This is a genomic window from Listeria weihenstephanensis (assembly GCF_003534205.1).
Classification (GTDB): Bacteria; Bacillota; Bacilli; order Lactobacillales; family Listeriaceae; genus Listeria_A; species Listeria_A weihenstephanensis.
The window spans coordinates 2,297,108-2,319,698 of record NZ_CP011102.1 but is presented as its reverse complement, the minus strand read 5'-3'; the positions used below and the strand labels follow the sequence as shown (position 1 = coordinate 2,319,698).

At 34.9% G+C, this 22,591-nt stretch carries 16 protein-coding genes; 13 read left to right on the top strand and 3 right to left on the bottom strand.

Translation table 11 applies throughout. The features are described 5' to 3' along the window. Positions 1 to 9: 9 nt before the first annotated feature. From UE46_RS11315 to UE46_RS11300, 4 genes are all read left to right on the top strand, one after another. Positions 10 to 7,641: a helicase-related protein gene (locus tag UE46_RS11315; protein ID WP_051492824.1), complete on the top strand. Its 7,632-nt coding sequence runs from the start codon at positions 10 to 12 to the stop codon at positions 7,639 to 7,641. Positions 7,642 to 7,809: 168 nt separating this feature from the next. Continuing rightward, entirely contained in the window at positions 7,810 to 8,433 is a 624-nt protein-coding gene (locus UE46_RS11310; RefSeq protein WP_143812886.1) for a hypothetical protein, read from the top strand. Between the two features lie 53 nt (positions 8,434 to 8,486). Then, positions 8,487 to 9,248, top strand: a complete 762-nt coding sequence (locus tag UE46_RS11305; RefSeq protein ID WP_036059522.1) for a hypothetical protein — start codon at positions 8,487 to 8,489, stop codon at positions 9,246 to 9,248. Between the two features lie 28 nt (positions 9,249 to 9,276). Next, complete coding sequence (locus UE46_RS11300) at positions 9,277 to 9,918, top strand: DUF1643 domain-containing protein (RefSeq protein WP_036059521.1); 642 nt, start codon at positions 9,277 to 9,279, stop codon at positions 9,916 to 9,918. Between the two features lie 68 nt (positions 9,919 to 9,986). Here the strand turns inward: UE46_RS11300 and UE46_RS11295 are convergent, their stop codons facing one another. Then, on the bottom strand, positions 9,987 to 11,132 hold the full coding sequence (locus UE46_RS11295) for a DUF3800 domain-containing protein (protein ID WP_036059520.1): 1,146 nt from the start codon (positions 11,130 to 11,132) through the stop codon (positions 9,987 to 9,989). A gap of 114 nt (positions 11,133 to 11,246) precedes the next feature. On the opposite strand from UE46_RS11295, the gene UE46_RS11290 reads away from it, so the two are divergent. Next, positions 11,247 to 12,044 carry a hypothetical protein gene (locus UE46_RS11290; protein ID WP_118907628.1) on the top strand — a complete coding sequence of 266 codons (798 nt, stop codon included), beginning with the start codon at positions 11,247 to 11,249 and terminating at the stop codon, positions 12,042 to 12,044. A 325-nt stretch (positions 12,045 to 12,369) separates the two neighbouring features. Here the strand turns inward: UE46_RS11290 and UE46_RS11285 are convergent, their stop codons facing one another. Then, on the bottom strand, positions 12,370 to 13,275 hold the full coding sequence (locus UE46_RS11285; RefSeq protein WP_036059518.1) for a helix-turn-helix domain-containing protein: 906 nt from the start codon (positions 13,273 to 13,275) through the stop codon (positions 12,370 to 12,372). 535 nt (positions 13,276 to 13,810) lie between these two features. Here UE46_RS11285 and UE46_RS11280 point away from each other — a divergent pair. The 4 genes from UE46_RS11280 (at position 13,811) to UE46_RS11265 (ending at position 16,241) form a co-directional block, all read left to right on the top strand. Next, complete coding sequence (locus UE46_RS11280) at positions 13,811 to 14,284, top strand: hypothetical protein (RefSeq protein ID WP_143812885.1); 474 nt, start codon at positions 13,811 to 13,813, stop codon at positions 14,282 to 14,284. A 15-nt stretch (positions 14,285 to 14,299) separates the two neighbouring features. Next, entirely contained in the window at positions 14,300 to 14,866 is a 567-nt protein-coding gene (locus UE46_RS11275) for a VanZ family protein (RefSeq protein ID WP_051492822.1), read from the top strand. A gap of 177 nt (positions 14,867 to 15,043) precedes the next feature. Next, positions 15,044 to 15,535, top strand: coding sequence for a hypothetical protein (locus UE46_RS11270; protein WP_036059515.1), 492 nt, complete (start codon positions 15,044 to 15,046; stop codon positions 15,533 to 15,535). A 211-nt stretch (positions 15,536 to 15,746) separates the two neighbouring features. After that, positions 15,747 to 16,241 carry an SMI1/KNR4 family protein gene (locus UE46_RS11265; protein WP_036059514.1) on the top strand — a complete coding sequence of 165 codons (495 nt, stop codon included), beginning with the start codon at positions 15,747 to 15,749 and terminating at the stop codon, positions 16,239 to 16,241. A gap of 75 nt (positions 16,242 to 16,316) precedes the next feature. On the opposite strand, the gene UE46_RS11260 is transcribed toward UE46_RS11265, so the two are convergent. Beyond that, positions 16,317 to 17,162 carry a helix-turn-helix domain-containing protein gene (locus UE46_RS11260; protein WP_036059513.1) on the bottom strand — a complete coding sequence of 282 codons (846 nt, stop codon included), beginning with the start codon at positions 17,160 to 17,162 and terminating at the stop codon, positions 16,317 to 16,319. 382 nt (positions 17,163 to 17,544) lie between these two features. Here UE46_RS11260 and UE46_RS11255 point away from each other — a divergent pair, with 382 nt between their 5' ends. From UE46_RS11255 to UE46_RS11240, 4 genes are all read left to right on the top strand, one after another. Then, on the top strand, positions 17,545 to 18,126 hold the full coding sequence (locus UE46_RS11255; protein ID WP_036059510.1) for a C39 family peptidase: 582 nt from the start codon (positions 17,545 to 17,547) through the stop codon (positions 18,124 to 18,126). Then, positions 18,120 to 19,193: a hypothetical protein gene (locus tag UE46_RS11250; protein ID WP_118907627.1), complete on the top strand. Its 1,074-nt coding sequence runs from the start codon at positions 18,120 to 18,122 to the stop codon at positions 19,191 to 19,193. Before UE46_RS11255 ends, UE46_RS11250 begins: the two co-directional genes overlap by 7 nt. Positions 19,194 to 19,441: 248 nt before the next feature. Then, positions 19,442 to 21,223, top strand: coding sequence for an ATP-dependent nuclease (locus UE46_RS11245; RefSeq protein ID WP_118907626.1), 1,782 nt, complete (start codon positions 19,442 to 19,444; stop codon positions 21,221 to 21,223). Further along, positions 21,213 to 22,553, top strand: a complete 1,341-nt coding sequence (locus tag UE46_RS11240; protein WP_118907625.1) for a UvrD-helicase domain-containing protein — start codon at positions 21,213 to 21,215, stop codon at positions 22,551 to 22,553. Before UE46_RS11245 ends, UE46_RS11240 begins: the two co-directional genes overlap by 11 nt. Positions 22,554 to 22,591 lie beyond the last annotated feature (38 nt).

Below are 22,591 nucleotides of genomic sequence, written 5' to 3'. Positions count from 1 at the left end.
GGTGCGGCTATGTATACCCAATTAAATCAAACCCTCGCTCAATTTTCGAATACAGAAGCATTTCAAACCTTTATGGCAAGTGCCGCGTATTTATACAAATATCCATCGTATAATCAAGTCTTGATTTATAGCCAAGCACCCGACGCAAAAGCTGTGGCATCCAAAGAAATATGGGGAAATATTGGTTGCAAGCTGATAGAAAACGCACCAATTATTACTATTTTAGGTGAAGATGGATTCTCAGAAATGACCGTTTATGATATACAAGCTATTGAAAATCAAGAACAAGCAGCATCGGTACTTTGGGAGTGGAATAAGGAACAGGAAGCACCATTAAATCAAGCGTTAGCAACATTCCGTACAACCACTGAATCGTATCCTGACATAGAAAGTGAACTTATTTCTATCGTTCATGACATGGTAGAGGAGTATGTAAGCGACCAATGGAACGACCTATGCTATCAAGTGGAGCATAGTATTTTAGAAGAATTAGATGATACTAATTTAAGGCTTGCATTCGTTCAGAAGATAGAGTATTATGTAAACTACGAAATCTTTAAAAGATTAGAGCTACCTTTTGAAGCCTATTTTAATCAAGAGGCAGGTCACATACAATCTTTTAATACCGTTGCCGCCTTAAGCAGTCTCACCCACAGTATTCAATTTCTAAGTGAGCAGGTATTGAGCCAAGTAGCTAAAGAAGTGCGGGCGATGAATCGAATACAAATAGAAAGAAGTGAATCACATGACAGTGACAGAGGCCTTAGGGAAATACGGATTAATGAGACAAACGTATCTCAAGGAACAGAGACCAATGGTATTTCAAACAATGATTTTAGAGAGGACATTGAAGAACCATCTACAAACCGTAGATCAAGAAGCGAACGAACGGTTGGAGATTCTGATGGACCAATTGTTCGAGAAGAACCAAGCACCGAGCAGGGAAACGAGCCAAATGGCATGGGTGACCCACATGAATACACTGAAAGCACAGGCAGAGGAAAGCATCAAACAGGAACTGATTTACGTTTAGAAGAAACCCCGCTTATCCGCTACGACCACTTAGTAACAGATAAAGTATATGCGATTATAAAAGGCACTGAATTTCTCAAAGCAAGTCATGAGGATATTCAGTCCTTTTTTCTTTCTCATGATATTGTGGAAGAAAAAGTAGCGTATTTAAAAGCTATTTTTAACGATGGCGTGACCGAATTTGATGTAACCATAAAAAAAGAACAATCGATACACGATATATTAAACATGTACTCCAATGAAAAAACAGAGGATGATGTGGAAATTGGAGTAGAGTATACCATCCGAGTTGGTTATCAAATAGAGGAACATCAAGTCCACTTCTGGGAAGGTCATTTTCCCGTCCGTACAGCTGAAACACAGAAAAACTGGGCAAATGTTGTAGCGTATTTAGATGGTATGATTCTACTGGATAAGTTAGTAGACGAGCCTGTGCATGAAGTATCGCAATTTACGCTTTTTGGAGAAGCAGAAGTGCAAGAAGAGCCGTTTGTTTTTAAGCAAAAAGTCATTGATGCCGTATTGGTGAATGAACATGTCCGTATAAGAGGAGAAATTTATGACCAACTGAATAAGGGAGAAAGCAATAAACAAAATATTGATTTTCTGAAAAAATTATTTGGTCAAAGTGGTCATACGCCTGCGGTATCTGGAACACGTCTATCACAACACGCTAGTCCGAAAGGATATGAGATTGACCTCATGGGAACGGATAAGCGGGTATTGTTAAAATGGCAAGATGTCCTAAAAATGATGGTACGCTTAGTGCAGACAAATCGATTTATGACACAACAAGAAAAGGAAAATTGGAATACAGCGAAAGCCGAGTTAGGGAATCAGCCTGACTCGGCTTTTTCGTCTACGCAAGAGGAAGATGAGGAAGAATTGGACGATAATGAGTTCATAAAGGAAGCCAGTTCTCACAAAGATACATTTGAGTACATTGTTACCAAGCCTTCACTTTCAGAAGCAGAAGTATTTGATATAATCAAAACATCGAACTTGCTCAAATTGACACAAAAGGATATTTATGATTTTTTCCAAAAGGCATTGAGTCAGGAAGAGAAAGCAATCTATATAAAATCTGCCTTTAATGATGAGTATAGTGGCATATTAGTGGGTGAAGACAACTTAAGATATGGGTATAAAGCGTATGAGAATGGCTTGCATTGTTGGAAAGGCAACTTTATGACGCTTAGTACAGAAAGTTTTCATGCATGGAATGAAGTGGTGGATTATATTGATACGATGATAGCCATGGATGTGTTTTTAGAGGAAGTGTCACCACCACAACCTGTACAAAGTGACCTTTTCAATACGCTAGAAGCGAAACCTGACGAAGCTACTGAATACCACGCGGATGATGCAAGAACTAAGGATAATACAGATGTAGATGATGTGCTAGAAAGCATGATTTTCTTGGATGCCGAGGAAAAAGAAAAAATGGTGCATTTACTCGGCTTTGAAAATGGATATGAACGTGTAGAAGCTTATCTTGAACAGTATATCGGGACATCGGAGAGCAGTGAGTTAGCTACGGGTGAACAGGTGGATGTTTTTATTACACGCCATGGAATTACATTGGAAATTGCTAATGATGATGGAAATGCACTCCCAACGGTTCTTGCGTATGACTGGCATGAAGTGATTCTTGAGATGCAGCGTGTCCTATATGAGGAAGGCTATATCATCACAAAAGAAGCGGATGCGACAAAAAAAGAAACGGTGATAGAAGCAACACCGCATGATTATCGCATTGTGGATACTGACTTAGGGACTGGCGGTGCCAAATCTAAGTTTGCGAATAACGTCGCTGCCATCAAAACATTGCAACAAATAGAGGGTGAAAATAGACTTGGCACGGTAGAAGAACAAGACATCTTAGCACGGTATGTTGGATGGGGTGGTTTATCGCAAGCTTTTCACAATGAAAATAAGCTGTGGGAAAAAGAATATCAAGAGCTAGTCACCTTGTTGCCAGAAACAGAGTATGCTTCCGCGCGAGCATCCACGCTGAATGCCTTTTATACACCACCAGTTGTTATTAAAGCAATCTATGAAGCCGTTGAAAAAATGGGACTAAGCTCGGGTAATATTTTGGAACCTGCGCTTGGAACGGGTCACTTTTTTGGCTTGTTACCAGATTCGATGCAAGCATCCAAGTTGTACGGTATTGAGCTTGATAGTATTACGGGACGTATTGCCAAACAGTTGTATCAGACTGCTGAGATTCAAATTACTGGTTTTGAGAAAAGCACCACACCAGATAATTTTTTTGATGTGGCAATTGGGAATATTCCCTTTGGTGCGTATAAAATTCCAGATGCTACGTATGATAAGCACAACTTTATGGTGCATGATTATTTCTTTGCGAAAGCACTCGACAAAGTTCGCGTTGGCGGTATCGTTGCTTTTGTAACCTCGAAAGGAACAATGGATAAGAAAGATAGTCGCGTACGGAAATATCTTGCGCAACGTGCAGAACTTATCGGTGCCATACGATTACCAAATGATACGTTTCAAAAAAATGCAGGCACCGAAGTAACCAGTGACATTTTATTTCTGAAAAAACGAGACCATCTTGTAGATATAGAGCCTGATTGGGTGTATCTTGGTTATACAGAGGATAACATTCCAATCAATAGTTATTTTGTTGAACATCCAGAAATGGTGTTGGGAAAGATGGCTTTTTCAGCGAATCAGTATGGGGACGAGGAAGCGAGCGTCTGTTTACCATTTCCTGATACTCCTTTAGAAAACCAATTACAAGAAGCTGTGCAGCACATAGAGATAGGTGAGTCACTGGAATCACTAACAGAAGAAAGAGAGGAAGACGCAAGCCTATTAGCCGATCCTACAGTTAGAAATTTTAGTTATACCTTAGTGAATGACGATTTGTATTTTCGCCAAGATGCACGGATGCACCGTGTCGTATTATCAGATACTGCGATGAAGCGTGTGAAAGGATTAGTTGCTTTGCGCGACTGCGTGCACACATTGATGGACTACCAATTAGAAGGTCATTCGGAGGAAGCGATCCAAGCGCAACAACAGCAATTAAATACTTTCTATGATGCTTTCACCAAAAAGTATGGCTTAATCAACAGTCAAGGAAATAAATTAGCGTTTGCGAATGATTCCGCGTATTATTTGCTCTGCTCGTTAGAAATTTTGAAAGAAGATGGCACCTTAAAAGCGAAAGCGGATATGTTTACCAAGCGAACAATCAAGCAACAAAAAGTCATCACACATGTCGAAAATGCACAAGATGCTTTGGTCGTGTCACTGAATGAGAAAGCAAAAATTGATATGGCTTTTATGGCTGAATTAAGTGGTTTATCTGAGGAGCAATTAGAAAGTGATTTAGCAGGTGTTATTTTTCGTGATTTTAGTCACTGGCATTTGGAGGAATCACCGAGTGAGGCTTTTGATATACAAGCTTTTGATTTTGTGATGGCAAATGAATACCTCTCTGGAGAAGTGTGTAACAAGTTAGCGTTAGTCGAAAAATTACTACAAACGATACCAGCACATCATGCTATCTTCCAAACGCACATCGAGGCACTAACGGCAGTACAACCACAAAAATTAGTAGCCAGTGAAATCGACGTGAGATTAGGGGCATCATGGATAGACCCAACGTTAGTGGAGCAATTTATGTTTGAATTATTAAAAACACCAAGATATATGCAACATACTATTGTGTTACACTATGCGACCTACACGAATGCATGGCATGTACAAAATAAAAATCGTGATAGTTTGAATGTTGCAGCGAACATAACGTATGGAACAGATCGTGTGAATGCCTATAAAATTATAGAAGAGACACTCAACCTGCGTGATATGCGCATTTATGATACCGTGCGTGATAGTGAGGGGCGAGAAAAACGAGAACTAAACCGAAAAGAAACAACTCTAGCCATACAAAAACAAGAAGCTATCAAGCAAGCGTTTAAAGACTGGGTATTTGCTGAGCCAGAACGACGGGAGCGGCTGGTATCCGAATATAATGCGCTATTTAATACGACCCGATTACGGACATACGATGGTAGTCATATTACCTTTACCGGCATGACCCCTGATATTCAATTAAAAGCCAATCAGCAAAATGGTGTGGCTCGCATTTTGTATGGAAAGAACACGTTACTTGGTCATGTCGTAGGCGCAGGCAAAACATTTACAATGGTGGCCGCGGCGATGGAAAGTAAGCGATTAGGGCTATCCAATAAAAATTTATTTGTCGTACCCAACCATATTATTGAGCAATTTGCTTCTGAATTTCTCCAGTTGTACCCATCCGCGAATCTATTAGTTTCCAGTAATAAAGACTTTGAAAAAGCGAACCGCAAGAAGTTTTGTGCGCGTATTGCGACAGGAGATTATGATGCGGTGATTATCGGACATTCTCAGTTTGAGAAAATTCCTATTTCACCAGAACGACAAGTCCAACAATTTCAAAAGCAAATAACGGAAATTACCGAAGGGATTAAAGAATTGAAACAACATAAAGGGGAACGATTCGCCATTAAGGAGTTAGAGCGAACCCGAAAATCATTAGAAGGAAAATTAGAAGGCTTATCCAAAGAAAAGCGCAAAGATGATGTGGTGACCTTTGAACAATTAGGGGTAGATAAGTTATTCATCGATGAAGCACATAATTACAAAAATCTGTTTTTATACACGAAAATGCGAAATGTCGCAGGGGTGCCTCAAACGGCAGCACAAAAATCCACGGACTTATTTATGAAGTGCCAGTATTTAGATGCTATTACGGGTGGGAAAGGTGTTGTTTTTGCGACAGGGACACCGATTTCTAACTCGATGACCGAGCTGTATACGATGATGCGCTACCTTCAATATGATGTGTTGGAAGCAAAAGGATTAGCTCACTTTGATGCATGGGCAGCTACGTTTGGCGAAACAACGTCTGCGATGGAATTGGCACCAGAAGGAACAGGCTACCGTATTCGCACCCGATTTGCGAAGTTTTTCAACTTGCCCGAACTTATGACGATGTTTAAAGAAGTTGCGGATATTCAGACGGCGGATATGTTAAACTTACCAACGCCAATGGTGCATCGTGAAACGGTTGTGGTACCAGCGACCGAGATTCAAAAGAAGATGGTGCAATCCCTTTCTGAACGTGCCAGTGCTGTACGAAATGGTAGTGTTGATCCATGGATAGACAACATGTTGAAAATCACTAATGATGGTCGAAAAATCGGTCTGGATCAACGACTGATGAATGATTTATTGGAGGATGACGAGGCAAGCAAAGTCAATGCCTGCGTGCGAGAGGTCTTTCAACTATGGGAGCAGACCAAGGAAAAGCGATTGACGCAGTTAGTATTTAGTGATTTATCCACGCCAAAGGATCACGATACCTTTTCTGTGTACACCGATATAAAAGCAAAATTACTAGCGAGCGGGGTACCAGAACAAGAAGTCCGATTCATTCATGATGCCAAAACAGATAAACAGAAAAAGGATCTTTTTGCGAAAGTACGGAGCGGACAAGTGCGGGTCTTACTCGGCTCAACAGCAAAAATGGGAGCAGGAACCAATGTACAAGACCGATTAATCGCTTTACACAATTTAGATTGCCCATGGCGTCCCTCTGATTTGGAGCAACGCGGTGGACGAATTGAGCGACAAGGGAATCAAAATAAAGAGGTCTATATTAAAAACTATGTGACCGAGGGAACCTTTGACGCGTACATGTACCAAACCAACGAAACAAAGCAAAAATTTATCAGTCAAATCATGACGTCTAAATCTCCTGTCCGTGCTTGCGATGATATGGATGAAGCCGCGTTATCCTTTGCAGAAATAAAAGCCCTCTGCGCTGGAAATCCGCATATCAAAGAGAAAATGGAGCTGGATGTGGAAGTTGCCAAATTACGGCTCTTAAAATCTAACTTTCAAACACAAAAACAACAATTAGAAGATAATGTTCGGACCAGTTACCCGCAGCAAATCAAGCAGCTACAAGCGATGGTTCAGGCACAAACCACGGATTTGAGTCTAGCCATGGAAACGCAGGAACAAGATTTCGCCATACAACTACAAGAGGTGACCTTCCGTGAAAAAGAAATAGCAGGACAAACACTCCTAGCCATCAGCAAAAAAGCAAGTCATACAGAAACACCACAGGTCATTGGAATTTATCGAGGTTTTGATGTGGAGTATACGTACGATACGTATTACAATAAGGCGAATATTCGCTTGAAACATGCCGAATCTTATAAATTAAGTCTAGGAAATGATGCGGTAGGGAATATGACACGCATGGAAAATGTAGTTAAAGGAATTAGCGAAGAATTAGTGGAGTCTAAGCAAAAACTAGACAATATGATTGCACAAACAGAAAAAGCAAAAGTTGAAATTAACAGCCCGTTTTCACAGGAACAAACACTACAAGAAAAAGCAGCTCGATTAACTGAATTAAATCTATTATTAGAAATGGATGGAGAATTGACAAGGGGAGATGTGGAGAAGAAAGAACCAACGTCTATTTTGTCGCAGTTAAAAGAGAAACAAGCGGAAGTAGGTACGTTTATTGGTATAGAAGAGGGACAAAGCGTTGGAAAGGAATTTATGTTATGATTTAATTGTGCTAGTCAGAAAAAGGCGGTATCTCCATTAGGAGATACCGCCTTTTTCTACGTAACAATACACAGATATATTTGGAAATGTTTTGTTAATATTCTTAGTTTGAGGTATAGTTGAAATTAGGAATAATTATGAGGAGAATATCAAAAAAGGGTGGTATATGTGGATGAATATGAGGAAATGAAGGAAGATATAAAACGAGTGAGTGAAGAATTTATTGTAAAATGGGAAAGAAAAATTTTTAATTTGAATCCTTCAGAAAGAAATATTGTAACTAAGCTAGCTGAGGCGATCAATCAACTAATTATTGAGAAGCCAAGTATATACAAAGGATACCAAACAGATACGGAGTACAATCGAAATGCTGATAAGGTGAAGTATATAGAAAATAATGATATAGGAACCGTTGAATATTTAGCAATCACATGCGATCTTATCATTCATAGTGAAGGGAAGCGTGGACTGGATGACACTAATCAAAATGAAGATAATTTAATTGCTTTTGAGGTAAAAAAAAGCAACAATACTAGCAAGAAATATAGTGCAGAAAGTGATAAAAAACGGTTAAAGTTTCTTACAACACATTTTAATGATTTACACGATAAAGGTATATTTTTTTTAGATGGTATAAAGCTTCCCGAATCTGTTTGTGGGTATACTATGGGAGTCTTTTATGAAATTGATAGAAGCAAGTCTAGAATTAATATGGAATTCTACAGAAATGGAGAATTTGAAGATAGATACAGTCATGAATTGCATCGGCAGAGTGATGAAAAATATTTTTAACTAAGCTCTAAGAAGATTTTGTGACAAGCAGTAGAATAATGGGGAGTTTTAGGATGAAAGAAAACAAAAATAAGAACAAACATAAAAGCAAAGGCAAAGACAGCAAAAAATCATCACAAAATATAATTAATATAGCACAATGGTGTATATCTATTATTTTGACAATATCTCTATTTCACATAACGCAGTCATTTACAGAAAGAAATTCAAATTTAATTTTGGACAAGGAATTGACTAATTTTCAACTCATAACAAATCAGTTTTCTATGGATGAAATCAGCTTGCCGTTTGATACAGCAATAAAGGATAAGCCTTATAGGTCGAGTATTGATATTTCATTTGATCAAGAGATAGAGCAAGGAAACATTGATAAAACATATTTAATAACTATCGAAGACAATAAAATTACTCCTAAAAACTTTAAATTGATTAAGTCTACAAAGGAGTTCACTATAAGGAAAAGTTCAGCTAATAGAATACAAGTCATTCCTTTTATCCTGTTAATTATAGACAACAATAAAAATAAATACTATCAGTACTATCACATTATTGCTGAAGCAAACGGTGCAATTAGCTCTATTGAGCCTTCAGGGCTTACTGTAGAAGTAAGTCTACCCAAATTTATAAAAGTATTTTTTATAAATAATGATCAGTTATTAAATAATGAGCGTTTTTCAGATATAAATGCGACTATACAATCTGACAATCTAGCAGGAAAAAGCAACCTCCCTGTGGAAGCACTACGGATTAACCAAGAAAGTGTATTGGGTTATGTAGCACAAACAAACAAGATATATAATCAGTTATATAATTAAATGGATTATAAAGGAGATTAATATAATCATGGTCAATTATAATGAAAAATATGTAAATATAGCTTCTATAAAAATGGACCCACCTCAAACTAATGAGATAGAATATCGTTATAAACTTGAAATAGATTTAGTCGCTAGAGAAGCAACAAATAAAAACAGCAAAAAAACCCTGCTTGTTATTATGATGAACCCAAGTAAGGCTAAAACCGATGAATCTGATAGGACAGTCAATAGAGTTGCTAAATATGCATGGTGTGAAGGCTACAAAACAGTTTTGATATATAATAGTATGCCTTATTATGGAACAACGAAATCGGAGGTGACAGCGCTTGAAACTACTGTTAAGGAAGACGAAGATATACTGACTCAGAATATGAAAGATATAGAAAAAGAATTAATGAATATGAAGAGTAAAGATTTATTCCTAGCAACAGGCGTCCCACAGGAGTATTTTGAAAAATATGTGTGGCAAATTCATGAAATAATCAATAAAGAAAAGATTTCCTTCCTTGCTGCTAAATTGAAAGATAGTGGGCAAGTTTTGTCTAATAAAAACTATACTTTCCATCCAATATATACGAAAAATAAGATGCGTAAATATAGCAATGAACATGGGAAGATATTGGACTTAAACCTAGTTGGAAATCCAAGTGGGTTATGTGTTAAGTAAATTCAATATAGGGTCATGTTTTTTTATTTGTAGCTATACAGAGGCCTAAATGACAGGCGGTTTGATTGTTAGTCTAGTATTAGTGCGAACTGAAGTATAGCTGCCTCAGCCTCTCGGTGCTCTAGACTGGTACTGGAATGAATCAATAATTTACTGATATTCTCGGATTTTTCTAATAGCTGAGCAAACAATTTTAAATTCTTCCTTTGTACCGAATCAAGGGAATCAATTAGCTGAATTATGTTTTTATGATTTAAATTATTGATGAAATTCAGATGTTTGCCGATCAGACCCACTACGCAATCAGAAATTTGTATTAAGAGATTTTCTTTTGAATCGACAAAGGAGTAGTTGTTAAAGATACTATTATTATATAGAAGGCTGTCATACTGGCTAAATAGTTCTTCAACTAAATATTCATGGTCAAATATATGTTGAGAAGTCGGGAAAAGACCTAATGGGCGCAGGTAGAATAAATGATAATCCTCAATAATTGTATTTTCGGGGTTGTTTTGTAAGAAAACCATTTCATTTTGAGATTTTGCAGAGACTAGTATTTTTCTGAGAAATAACAACTCCATTGAGAGTTCAGTAATTGGTCTATCTATAAAATTAATTATTTCTTGATAAAATGGTGCAATAGATTGTAGGTCTATGTTTGGATAATTATACGTTAGCAGTAATTTATAAAATTCAGGATAATTTTTACAAGCAAGTTTATATAACTCATTTTTCATTAAATCAATAAATTCTATGGTCTCTGCCTTCATGTTGATATCATCAATGATATCAACTATGGCATAGTATAAATTGTTTATATTAGAATAATGAACATATAATTCACTTTGATGGAGCCACCCTAAGAAAATACGAACTTTAGGCTCTTTTAGGCAGTCCAAAAAATCTGCGCTTTTACTGATATATCTGAACTTGATCTCTTTAACAGATTTTTGTAAACGTAAGACTATTTTTATAGAATCAAAATCAATTGGAGGGGCGTCTCCGAAATGCATCACACCGCCTAAAATAAAGTCTTTATCAATAGGTGCATTGAAATCTTGTTTGTCAAGCCAAAATTTACGAATGTTATTTGTTTCATCGTAATAAAAGCTAGAAGTTTGATTCTGGAATTTTTTTAAATCATCACTGATATCCATGAATTGATTATTTAAAAGTAGTTCATTAAAAACTGTTAAATCCATTGAATTTCCCATTATGCATCACTCCTCTAAATAAAGACTATTATAGTGAATAATTGGGTGTGAAGCAATATTTTTTATCAAAGGGTTGGAAATGCAAATTTTATTAAGGAAGTAGGAAGACTAAACATGAGCAAGCAAAAACAAAAAAAACAGCAATATAAGAAGAGCTGGTGGTTGATTGTTGCCGAGATATTGATTGCGCCAATATTCGTATCGTTGGTGATATTATGGTTGAATCAATTAGATCAAAATCGAGTTGCACCTCTGAATTATAATTTAAGTCTACTTAGTTCAGTGGAGCCTCATGAACCTAAAAAGAAATCTGCTTTTGGGGCATGGCTTGTTATTATGGGGCTAAAACAAGCAGAATTTGAATTGAAAAGAGAACATCGGTCAGGCTATTTAGACGATTTGTATTTAACTGCGGAGATGGTTTCAGGTAAAGAGGTCCAATTACGAAAATGGAAAGATGTTGATGAATACAGTATGAAGGACGCAAATAAGATGTCTGAAATATCGGGAAGTGGACTCGAATTATACTATGAAGCTAAAATGAATCATAATTATAAACTCTTTTTCGGAGATAGCGATGACTTGGGAAAAAGACAAGAGGCGCTTAAAATATATCATTTAATTATAAAAGGCAAAAATAATACATATCAATTACTTACGTTCCTATATAAAAGCAACTATGATGAAGCTAATTACACTCTCAGGGATGATGTGAGTGGGTATGATGTAAGTGATGATGTTACACCAGATACACTAATTGTGTTTAATGGATTGGAGTTATACGATAAAATGGCTTGGTTCGATAAAACAAAAAAATATGATGATAAACAAAACATCCGAAAAATGTATCAAAAGGCAACAGCTAGTTATGAAAACTTGAAAAAATTTGTAGAGGAAAGGACGCTAAATTAATGCATACAAAGGAAGAAGAGATGGTTAATTTATATATGGTGGAAATTGCTTGTTCAGAATAAATAATATAAAGGTAAAGTTTGTGTGCATAATAGGCGAGGTTTCGTGAATCAGAAAACATTATTTCTGACAGGCTTTTTTAGGGTCTTGAATTTACAATTGAAGTGCAACAGGGGATAAAAAGAGAAATCGAAATAAAGAAATAGAACTGTAAATGAAGTTATTTTATACTTTCATTGTGCTAGTCAGAAGAAAAAGCGATGCCCCTAAAAATGGGAGTATCGCTTTTTCTTCTGACTAGCACAATATTAATCTGGGTATTTATTCAGTGAAGTGAAATAGATTGATTCACTTTGAATTGTTCCCAATCTTTTTTCATATCCTCTGAGACTTTCAAATCACCAATGAATTCCATAGAAGAAATGATACCTGCAACCTCAAGATCGCTTTCATCTTTGAAACCTTTTAACCAATAAATTTGATTTAGGGCAAACTTAATATCTAATATCAGGGTACCTTCTCTTGCATTTTTGGCAGATGCTAAAAGCTCATTGAGTATGCTCTCGGTTTCAAAGTATCTATTTTGCAATCGTAGAAGCGTACAATAATTAAATTTTGTTATTCTACTAATCCTATCAATATCCGCGAATCCAGCATATAGTTCGAAATATTTGTATAACTCATCTAGAATAAATTGAAGCGATTCGTCTTCAAACATATAAAAGATATTCGACATAAGTATAATATCATTGTAATACCATGTTTCTTTTTTTTGTATGTTTTCCCAGACTGGATCAAAGTATTTTCTCGCCATATCGATATTGCTTGTTTCTTGAAGTATTAAGTATCCATTCAAAATATAGTGTAGATTTTGTATAAAAGCGCTTTTATTTTTGAGTAGATAGTCATCGACCTCTTGAATAAGGTTTCTCATAGCATCAGTATTTAAAGTTGTTTTGATGCTTCTGAATTTATGAAAGAGTGTCTGTGTCTCTGAGCGTGAATAATCATTACGAATATATTCAAATTCATCTACATCCATAGAAAATTTTTGTATCACATTGAGAAGTAAAGGATATGTAGGAGTTTGAACATTTTTTTCAATTCGTTGTAAATGAGCTCTAGACATGACATTGCTATAAACCTCGGTTTGTTTCATCCCAGAACTTAGCCGAATAGCCTTTAGTGTTTCACCAATTTCCCATTTGCTACCAGAGTTGTTTTCTAGCATCTAATCCCGCCTTTTATTTGTATTAATGACATTTTCAAAACATTATTTTTGTGTGACTCTTATAAGTTACATTTTGGGAATGTCAGATTTTATATGATAAAATAAATTTGTCAGGAGGGTGAAGAAAATGTTAGCATCAGTATTTGCATACTTTATTATTGCTTAGGTTTTGATAGAGGTAGAGCTATTCAATCCCAGTTATCCCCAACTTGATTAAATAGCCCCGTCAAAACAAATGTTATAGTAAAATATTTCTACTGTTAGTATAGTTTGTTTTTCCAATAATGTCTAACAAAAGCTAATGCGGATAGTTGCAAACAAATACAATCTTCCTGACACGAAGCATAGTTTATTTCTATTCATCTCATTGGCTGTGATCTATATCCTAATCTCTCCCCCCATAGTTTGAAATAGATCAATGCAGCAGCGCTGATAATTATCGGCGTTTTTTTGTTTACTAGATGAGAACGCTCTCTGGTATATGGAATGTTTAGAAATAGGGTATATTTTGATAATAGTTCTAGATTAAGGTATAGTGAAATTTGGTAATATAAAAAACATAAAAGAGGAGTTGGAAGATTTGAGAAAGAAAGAGTTCAAAAAGATGATAGCAGCATTAGCATTGGGGAGTGCTATGCTCAGTATTCCACTAGTTACTGCATACGCATCGGTAAGTCAAAATGTGAATATTTCGATGCTACATGAGGAAACTAATGGTGCGAAGAACAACAAATACCACAAGCTATCTAAGGGGTATGCGAATTTAAAATTGAGTGTAGCTGCATCTGGAAATGCTGCGCCAACTGTGACAGTTTCACTTATGAAAGAAAAATTTGGATTTGATTCTTCCTATGGTAAACGAAACTTCACTCCAGGAAAGAAATGGAGTTACAAAACAACGACGCACCAATATTATGTTGATGGGAATTCATCAAGCTATTATTTAGTTGCTGAGAAATCTGGTAGATACTACGAGATTAGAGCTACAGGAACGCTGAAAAATAAATAGACGGGTGGAATAAATTTGATAGTCATAAAATCAGAAATACTACTTGTTATTGCACCCCTTATTTACATTCCTTTCTTAATTCATTGGATAAAGCAAAAGACACCAATTGAAAAAATAGTATTCAAAAGTTTTATGTTTATATATATCATTGGTGTGATCTCATTTACATTGTTTCCGATTGATCTTGCAACAGGTGATAGAGACGCTATCTTTAGTGATTTAAGTTGGTTCAATTTAATTCCATTTGGAACAATAAGCGAGATTTATTCATACAGAGAATATGACACAGCCGCATCTGTATTTCAAGTAGTGGCTAATATTATTATGTTTGTACCTCTGGGGTGTTTGTATCCGCTGTGTTCCAAATATCAAGTAAGTTGGAAAAGAATGTTGATCACGGCATTTATATGTACGCTGTCTATTGAATTAGCACAATTAGTTCAAAACCTTCTATACCAGACTGTCCCGCATAGGATTGATGTGGATGATTTGATTTTGAATACAACAGGAGCGATGATAGGATTTGGTCTATTTATGATCTGTCGCCCAGTGTTTAAAAAGCTGAATGTATATGAGTTTTAATGAAAAAACAGTTTAACTGGTAACAATGATACAGGAGGATATAGGGTATAGGCTGATATAGTTTTAGCTTATATCTTGTATCTTTCTATTTGAAGAAATATAACTTTTCGGATTTGATAAAGTGAGCTTAAAATACGTGTAATTATTATGATTTTGATAGAATAGGAGAAATTTCGAATGAAGCATAGTGATTTAAAAATATTAATTGAAAAATATAGAGCGGAAAATAGTAATGGGAATGACGCAATCACTCTATTAATAGATCTGTGTAGAGGGTGCCTAGAAACAAATGTGAAGCGAGCTCAATTTTCAATAACCATTCTTACAACATTAATGATGGCAATTGTTGCAGGTTTTTTTGGTCTACAACTTTTTCAGTACACATTGCATGAATATGATTTGAAAACAAAACAAGAATATCTTATTAATTATATGGACACGCCAGATGAAAAAAGTGCAGAGTATGCAGAGACACTTAATCAATACAACGACACTATAGAACTCGCACAACGTGGTATTAAACAATCGGAACAGGCTATTTATATGACAATAGCAATATACTTTATTATTATATCAATCATACTTGTTACATACTGCTACTATAATTGTTCTTTGAAGAAGAAACTTTTTTACTTGTCTAAAGAAAAATTAGCATCAATTGAAGAATAGAGAATGAAAAATTAAAAATGATATTATTATTTAGCATTAATCGAGATTTGGGCGTAGAATTAAAATTGGACAAATATTCAAATCCATCATAGGTTACCGTTACAATATGGCGGTACTAACGCGTTTTCTAATCTATTGCCAATTGGTACGTTGATCCACCAGAAAGCAGTGTCACCTGATGGACAGGATATTAAGTAAAGGTGGTTAAAGCGTGACAGAGATAATGGATAAGGTACTCAACGAGCTAAAAAGTAAGTACAAGCCAGATACTCCTATTGAGTTGAATGTAGTAGATGGAGTACCATGTAATGCGATTTGTGAGTATAAATCAGCATCTACACGGGATGATTTACAGTTATTAGAACATTATTTAGGTCGGACAATACCAAATGATTATAAAATGTTCTTGAACTCATATAATGGAGCTAGCATCTTAGCCACTTATGAAGATGGAATGGTCATAAAATCAGAAGGTCTTGAAATATTTGATGTGGAAAATGCCATTGATAACTCAAAAAATCTAGATTTAGAATCCAACTATATCGCCGTAGGAATATTTTTAGATGACTATTGGGTAGTTTCAGATTTGGATAAGAATTGTATCTGTATCTGTGAGTACGGGGAAATGACAGAGTTGAATATCAGATTCGAGCAGTTTGTTGATAAATTCATGAAGACTAGTAGGCATGCATTTTGGCAAGATTAATAGAAATAGAAAACACCTATGAAATTAGAGTTAATCTAAATTCATAGGTGTTTTTGCGTTGAGGGGAGCATCTAATTAGTGGATGGCATCTTTGGGAAAGTATTCTTTTTCAAACTGAAATAAAATAGCATCCTTTTCGATGGCAAGAAAAATATTTTTCGCCTTAGCTATTAGGCTAGGATCATTAGCATTAACTCCTTGTAAATAATATGCGCTAGCTAATAGATCAAAACGGTTAATATCCTTAGAAATAATGATAGCGGCATTTAAACTACTTGTAGTAATAGCAGAGTTATGTTGCATGAAAATAGAGGCAGTGTTGATAAGTAACGCTGCTTTTAAAGAGTTTAAAGACTTATCAAAAGCATTATATTTATCAATCATTATTAATAGGCGAGGTACAAATTTTTCGATTACATCCAGTGGAAAGTAAAATAGTATATTACATACGAGCCGTACCTCAATTAGTGAGAAGTGATCAATCTTTTCTAGTCGCTCCCATATTGGTTTGACAAGTTCTTGTGCATATTCAAATTCATTATTTGTTAAAAGAAGTGACGCTTTCAACGCAATTTTTATATCTTCTAGCAGATTATCTTTAGGATCATTATCAAGATAAGTATCACATCTGCCGATGATATCCATTATTTTCTCTGTTTGTGTATTAGAAACGAGCTTGAAAAAGGCTGCAATGATTTCCTCACGGGTGCTTAGTTTATAATCATTTTTAATAAATCGAAGTTCATCCATTGTTACATCTAACTTAATGATAATACTTTCGACTGTAGTAATAGTGGGTGTGATGTTGTTATTTTCAATTTTAGAGATAGTAGTTCGAGCAAGAATGTTGTTGGATACGTCAGATTGAGAAAGTGATTTGTTCTTTCGAATCTGTCGTATAGCAGCTCCATATGTTTTCATGATAACTCTCCTTCAATCGTGATGAATAAATAAAATATTTCGGGGGTGAATATAGTGAACATAAAAATAAATATATTTATAATTAGTGTAACATAATGGATATACAAATAACAGGCTTTGTGAAAGGAGTATCATACGATGTGGCTAATGATTAATTGGTTTCTCGGTGGAACAAAGTATATAGGTTAGGCTGTTAAATAGAACGTTTTCTAGATTGTATAATTAGGCAAGGCAAAAAAATGAGAGTGGTGCGACATGTTAAATAGACTTAATAATTTTATAACAAAGAATATTTAACAGATCGTACAAATAATATGAATGGAGGGAAGAGTTAGTTTGCAATAAATTAAGTGAGGCATAATAAAAAGTGGAGGTAACTAAAATGAAAAAAATTATTATCAGTATGATGGTGGCTTTATTGATTTTTGGAATACCAAAGACGGCATTCGCGGAGAGTAAAAAATTACCGATAACGCAATACACTCAAGAAACAGGTTATTATTGTGGACCAGCAGCCTTAAAAAGTGCATTAAGTACTGTAGGTAGAGGAACTTGGTATACGCAAGGAACTCTAGCAAGTTGGTTAGGTACTACGAGTAGAGATGGAAGTAGTGGCACAAGAATTGCTCAAGAATTAACAAATTTAGCAGGAAAAGGCTGGTACGCCGCAACATTTCCTTCAAGTTATTATCGTGATGTGAATGACTTATGGACACGAGCACGTGGGAGTATCAAGTATCAAAGTCGCCCTATGGTAGCGGGTGTCTACGGTGCATTCCCTGGATTCACTTCTCCAGACACTCGTCATTTTGTAACGATATATGGATTTTCGGGTACAACTGCTTCCAATATGACATACTACTATGCTGATCCAGCTGGAGGAAGAAATCATAATATTAAATATGGAGAAATCAAGGCGGACAGACTAGCTTACTTTATTGCAGACGGCTCAATAATATGGTAAAAAAGATTGTATGTATATTGTTTTTAATTTTGATTTTAACAGGATGTTCTAATCAGAGTGAGGCTTCATCAGAAAGGATGAGCGAAAAACAAGAGACTATTAAGATTGAACTATCTACCGTTTTAGGAAAAAATGGCAGTATCGTTGAAGGCAACGCTAGAAATGGCAACACTATTATTTTAGGAAATGACACAGAGATTGGTAGTTTTGATTTTATTGAAAAAAAGTATACTAAATATTTTGATGTTAGCTATGGGAATGAAGGTGACAGCGTTGTGGACATATCAGCTTCATTCCAAGATGACAGATATTTAGTCATTACGCAATTTCAAAAGCGTTCTATCAATTCTCAAATTCTTTGGCCAAAAACTTATTATGTATATGACAAAGGTAAAAATAAGTTGGTAGAAACAATCGAAAATCCAATCGAAATTTCTGACGATAAAAAAATTGGAGGGTACGCACCATTATCGGTGTTCAAAGATAATCAACTTGTCATGGAGCTTCAAGAACCGACAACTGGTATCATATCGCTATATAAGTTTGATTGTACCACTAAAACCTTTGTAAAACTCATCAATAATGCAGGCAACCCTAAACTATATGATGATATACTTTTTTATGTAACTATGGGTGATAAAGCGGTAAAAAGTTCTACCATAAATTATTGTGAGGATTGGTTAACAGATTGTTCAAATCTCCAGCAATTAATCTCAAACAATAATTTAATTGAAGAGTATCAAATAGTCGGTGATAAGCAGGTAGTTTATATCGAAGTCGAAAAAGATGGAAGAGAGTACAAAATGATGCTCAATGATGAACTTGTATTTGGCCAAGTGTCAAACACAGGATTGATTAGTTCATCAGGAAATAATTTAGTTCTAGATTATTATACAAACGATAACATCATTCTGTTTGATTATATTCAGGGTGAAAAGTCAGAAATTGCAAGGGGTTCTTTTATATCTAATGTTTCTTTAGACGGTGATATAGTTACATGGATACAACCAAAAGAAGGAGCTGAAAAAGGGAAGGAAGAGTACGTGCTGTACATCTATACAGTGTGATAAGAGTTTCCGTTAATAACTACTTTGCAACTGAATAAGATAGCGAAAAGAACGACTAGAGTGAGAGCTGTCGTTCTTTTCGCTATGTCATTCTTGAAATGCGGATTATCTTTAGGCGAATAAAAGAAAAACTAGTTTTTGGCTAAAGTCATTTTTTATAAAGAAATAATAATACAGTGGTGAATACGTTTTCTTAATGTTATAATATTCATGTTAATATTATGCAAAAAGAGGGAGCTGTGGAATAGATGGAAATTTCAAAAGTACATATCAAAAATTTTAGAAATATAAATGATGTTTTAGTACCTATGTTTGGTGTTACAGCGATTATTGGTAATAATAATAGCGGAAAGAGTAATTTTTTGAGAGCGATTACTTTGCCATTGTTATCAGATGACCTTGGTACAGGAAGCAAAAATTTAGGATGGATAGATATTGGTGATAGGGCAAAAAAGAAATACTATGATTATATAAAGGATAATAAGGACGATTTATGTAATGGTACTATTGAGAGTGAATCTTTTGCAAAAATTATACCAACTGTATCTGTTGTTGTAGATTTTCGTGTTGATGGTTCGGAAGGGTACGTGATGAAAGATTTTGTAGTTGACTTTTCAGAGGATGGAGAAGCAAACTACCAACTAGCTTATTCTTTTTCCTGTAAAAAAGTGCAAGAATTGTTAGATCATGTTGTGGAGGTATTAACTAAAGCAGGGAATGGTGACTTAGATGAATTGAGATTGAATTTACTACCAATCGATTTTTATAGCTATTCTATTTATGTACCATTAAAAGAGAAAAGTGTTAACTATGATAACTTACGATTATTGAAATACAATGCTATTGCAGCCGAAAGAGATGAATTTTCAACTAGTAGCTCACGTTTAGGTTCAAAACCATTAGTTCAATTACTTAATAAAAAATTACCTATGACCTCGATGATGCATATTGAAAAAGAGTATGCTAGTTTTTTTGAACAAATAAAATCGCTCACCGGTATGGAAGAAATTTTGAATTGGCAAGAGTATTCAGAAGTTACAAATGCATCGGAGTTCTTTTCAAAAATATCCATTTTACCCAATATGCCACCGATGGCTTCTTTACTTAGCAGTGTGAAACTAGGATATGAGGAATCTAATTTGGCATCGCAGGGGTTAGGACACAGAAATCTTATTCTACAGTTAGTCATAATTAATTCACTGATAGAAGCTAGTAATACATTATTTTCTCTTTTGACTATAGAGGAACCAGAGGCGCATTTATGCTACTCTAATCAACAAATAATGAATAGTTTTATATCAAATGTTGTGGATAAGAACGATAATCTTCAGCTGATATATTCTACGCATAGTACACAATTTCTTGATAAGCTTGACTTATCAAATCTTATTTTGATGAATAATGGTGATGGTTACGCTTTTGAGGATGAATTTGAAAAAGAAGAAATGAACTACCTTTCTAAAAACCCTAATTTGGATTTATTTAAACTATTTTATTCTAGGCGTTGTATTTTGGTGGAGGGGCTGACTGAGGAGTTATTTATTAAATCCTACTTTAAAACAAATCAAAACACACTTTCAGATATAGAAGTAATTGCATTTCATAAAGGGTTTACAAAAATAATTGATATTTGGTTGAAATTAAACAAAAATACTAATAATAAGCTAGGGATAATAAGGGATTTTGATAATCAAACAAACGCTCAATCAGAGCACGAAAAGTATAATATTTATGAAAATATTTCGATTGAAACAACAATTGAATATACACTAGAAAATGAAATTGTTTCGCAGGTGGGGAATTTTGAAATTCTAAAGAACTATTTTCATAAAAAACATGGTTGGAATGATATTGAAACAGAGAAAGAGTTATCTTCTAAATGGATAGGTGGTAAAGCAGAAGTGATGTTGATGTTTTGTCAGGATATGGGGAGTGAGGATTTGAAGGATTTTAAATTACCAGCTCATATTGATAAAGTTATTCAATTTCTTGAGAAAAAGGAAGTAGTAGGTGAATTAGTTGAAGGTTGAAGTTGCGGGCGCAGGAGGCGGAAAGACAACGAAGTTAGCCGAAAAGATAATAAAAAGATATGAACAAAATAATGGAGAAAATATTTACTGTGTGTCATTTACTAATGCATCAGCGGACATTATTGTGGAGAAATTAAAGAGACATTACCATGAAATTCCTGAGAAGATTAAAGTAAGTACAATCCATTCATTTTTGAATTCTGAGCTGATAAGCCCTTACTATTTTCTCTTATATAAAAAACAATTTCATCACAGCTCGCGTATCAATCTTAGTCATATACCAAGGTATAAAGCAGTGCATATTGCAAGATTAGAGAGTAAAGGCTGTCTGCATGTGGAGTCTTTTACAAACAAAGCTAAATATGTTGTATGCGAGAAAAGCAGTGATAAGAAGAGTGTGAAAAAAAATAGAGAAAATATTTGTGCCCTAATTTCAAGCTATATGGGTGCTATATATGTCGATGAAGCACAAGATATTGATGTGGACTTTAAACAAATTTTGGTTAAATTAGATTCATTAGGCATTGATATTGAATTGATTGGAGATCCTAAACAAGATTTAAAAGGGAGAGGAAGATTGACGGAATTGATAGTAGATTATCAAGATGATGTGACATATATACAAGAATGTCACAGATGTCCTGTTGAGCATTTGGCTTTATCTAATCAATATATATCAGTTATGGAGCAACAATTTTCTCCTGAAAATAAGGGTGGGAATCTACAGTGTTTTTTTGAATCTGATTTGATAAATATGGAGGAATTTATTAATGAAAATAGTTATGATTTGAAATATATATATCAAAAAAATGATATGTTCGATACACATATTAACACCTCCAAGAATCCACTATTCAATGAGTTGAAAATAATAATTTCAGATCACACAAAAAAAACTATAGAGGATATAAGCGTAATTAAACATGCAAGTAAGCTAGCATATGAGCTAATATCTTTAGTTACTATCGATAATAATACGCCTAGAGCAGCAATTAATAAAAAGATACCATTTAACTCCATAACGAAAGCTGAATATGCAAGATTGTTTGAGGCTTTAGAAGCAGACACAAAGGTGAGCGAGGAAAACAAGATTGCTGTTAGGTCAATTGAAGCGGTAAAAGGTTTGGAGGAAGAAAAATGTTTGTTTATCGTTACGCCTGAAATTGCGCCATATATGTTGAGACTAAAGACTGATATGAATAAGATGATGGCTAGCTTGTATGTCGCACTTACACGCTCACAGAAGGATCTAGATATTTTAATTACACGTAAGGCAGAAGAACAGTTTGGAAAAGAAGCATTTGAAACAATATTTAATGTCTCTATATAGATAATGATACTAATAAGTGGAACCATTAAAGATTCAAT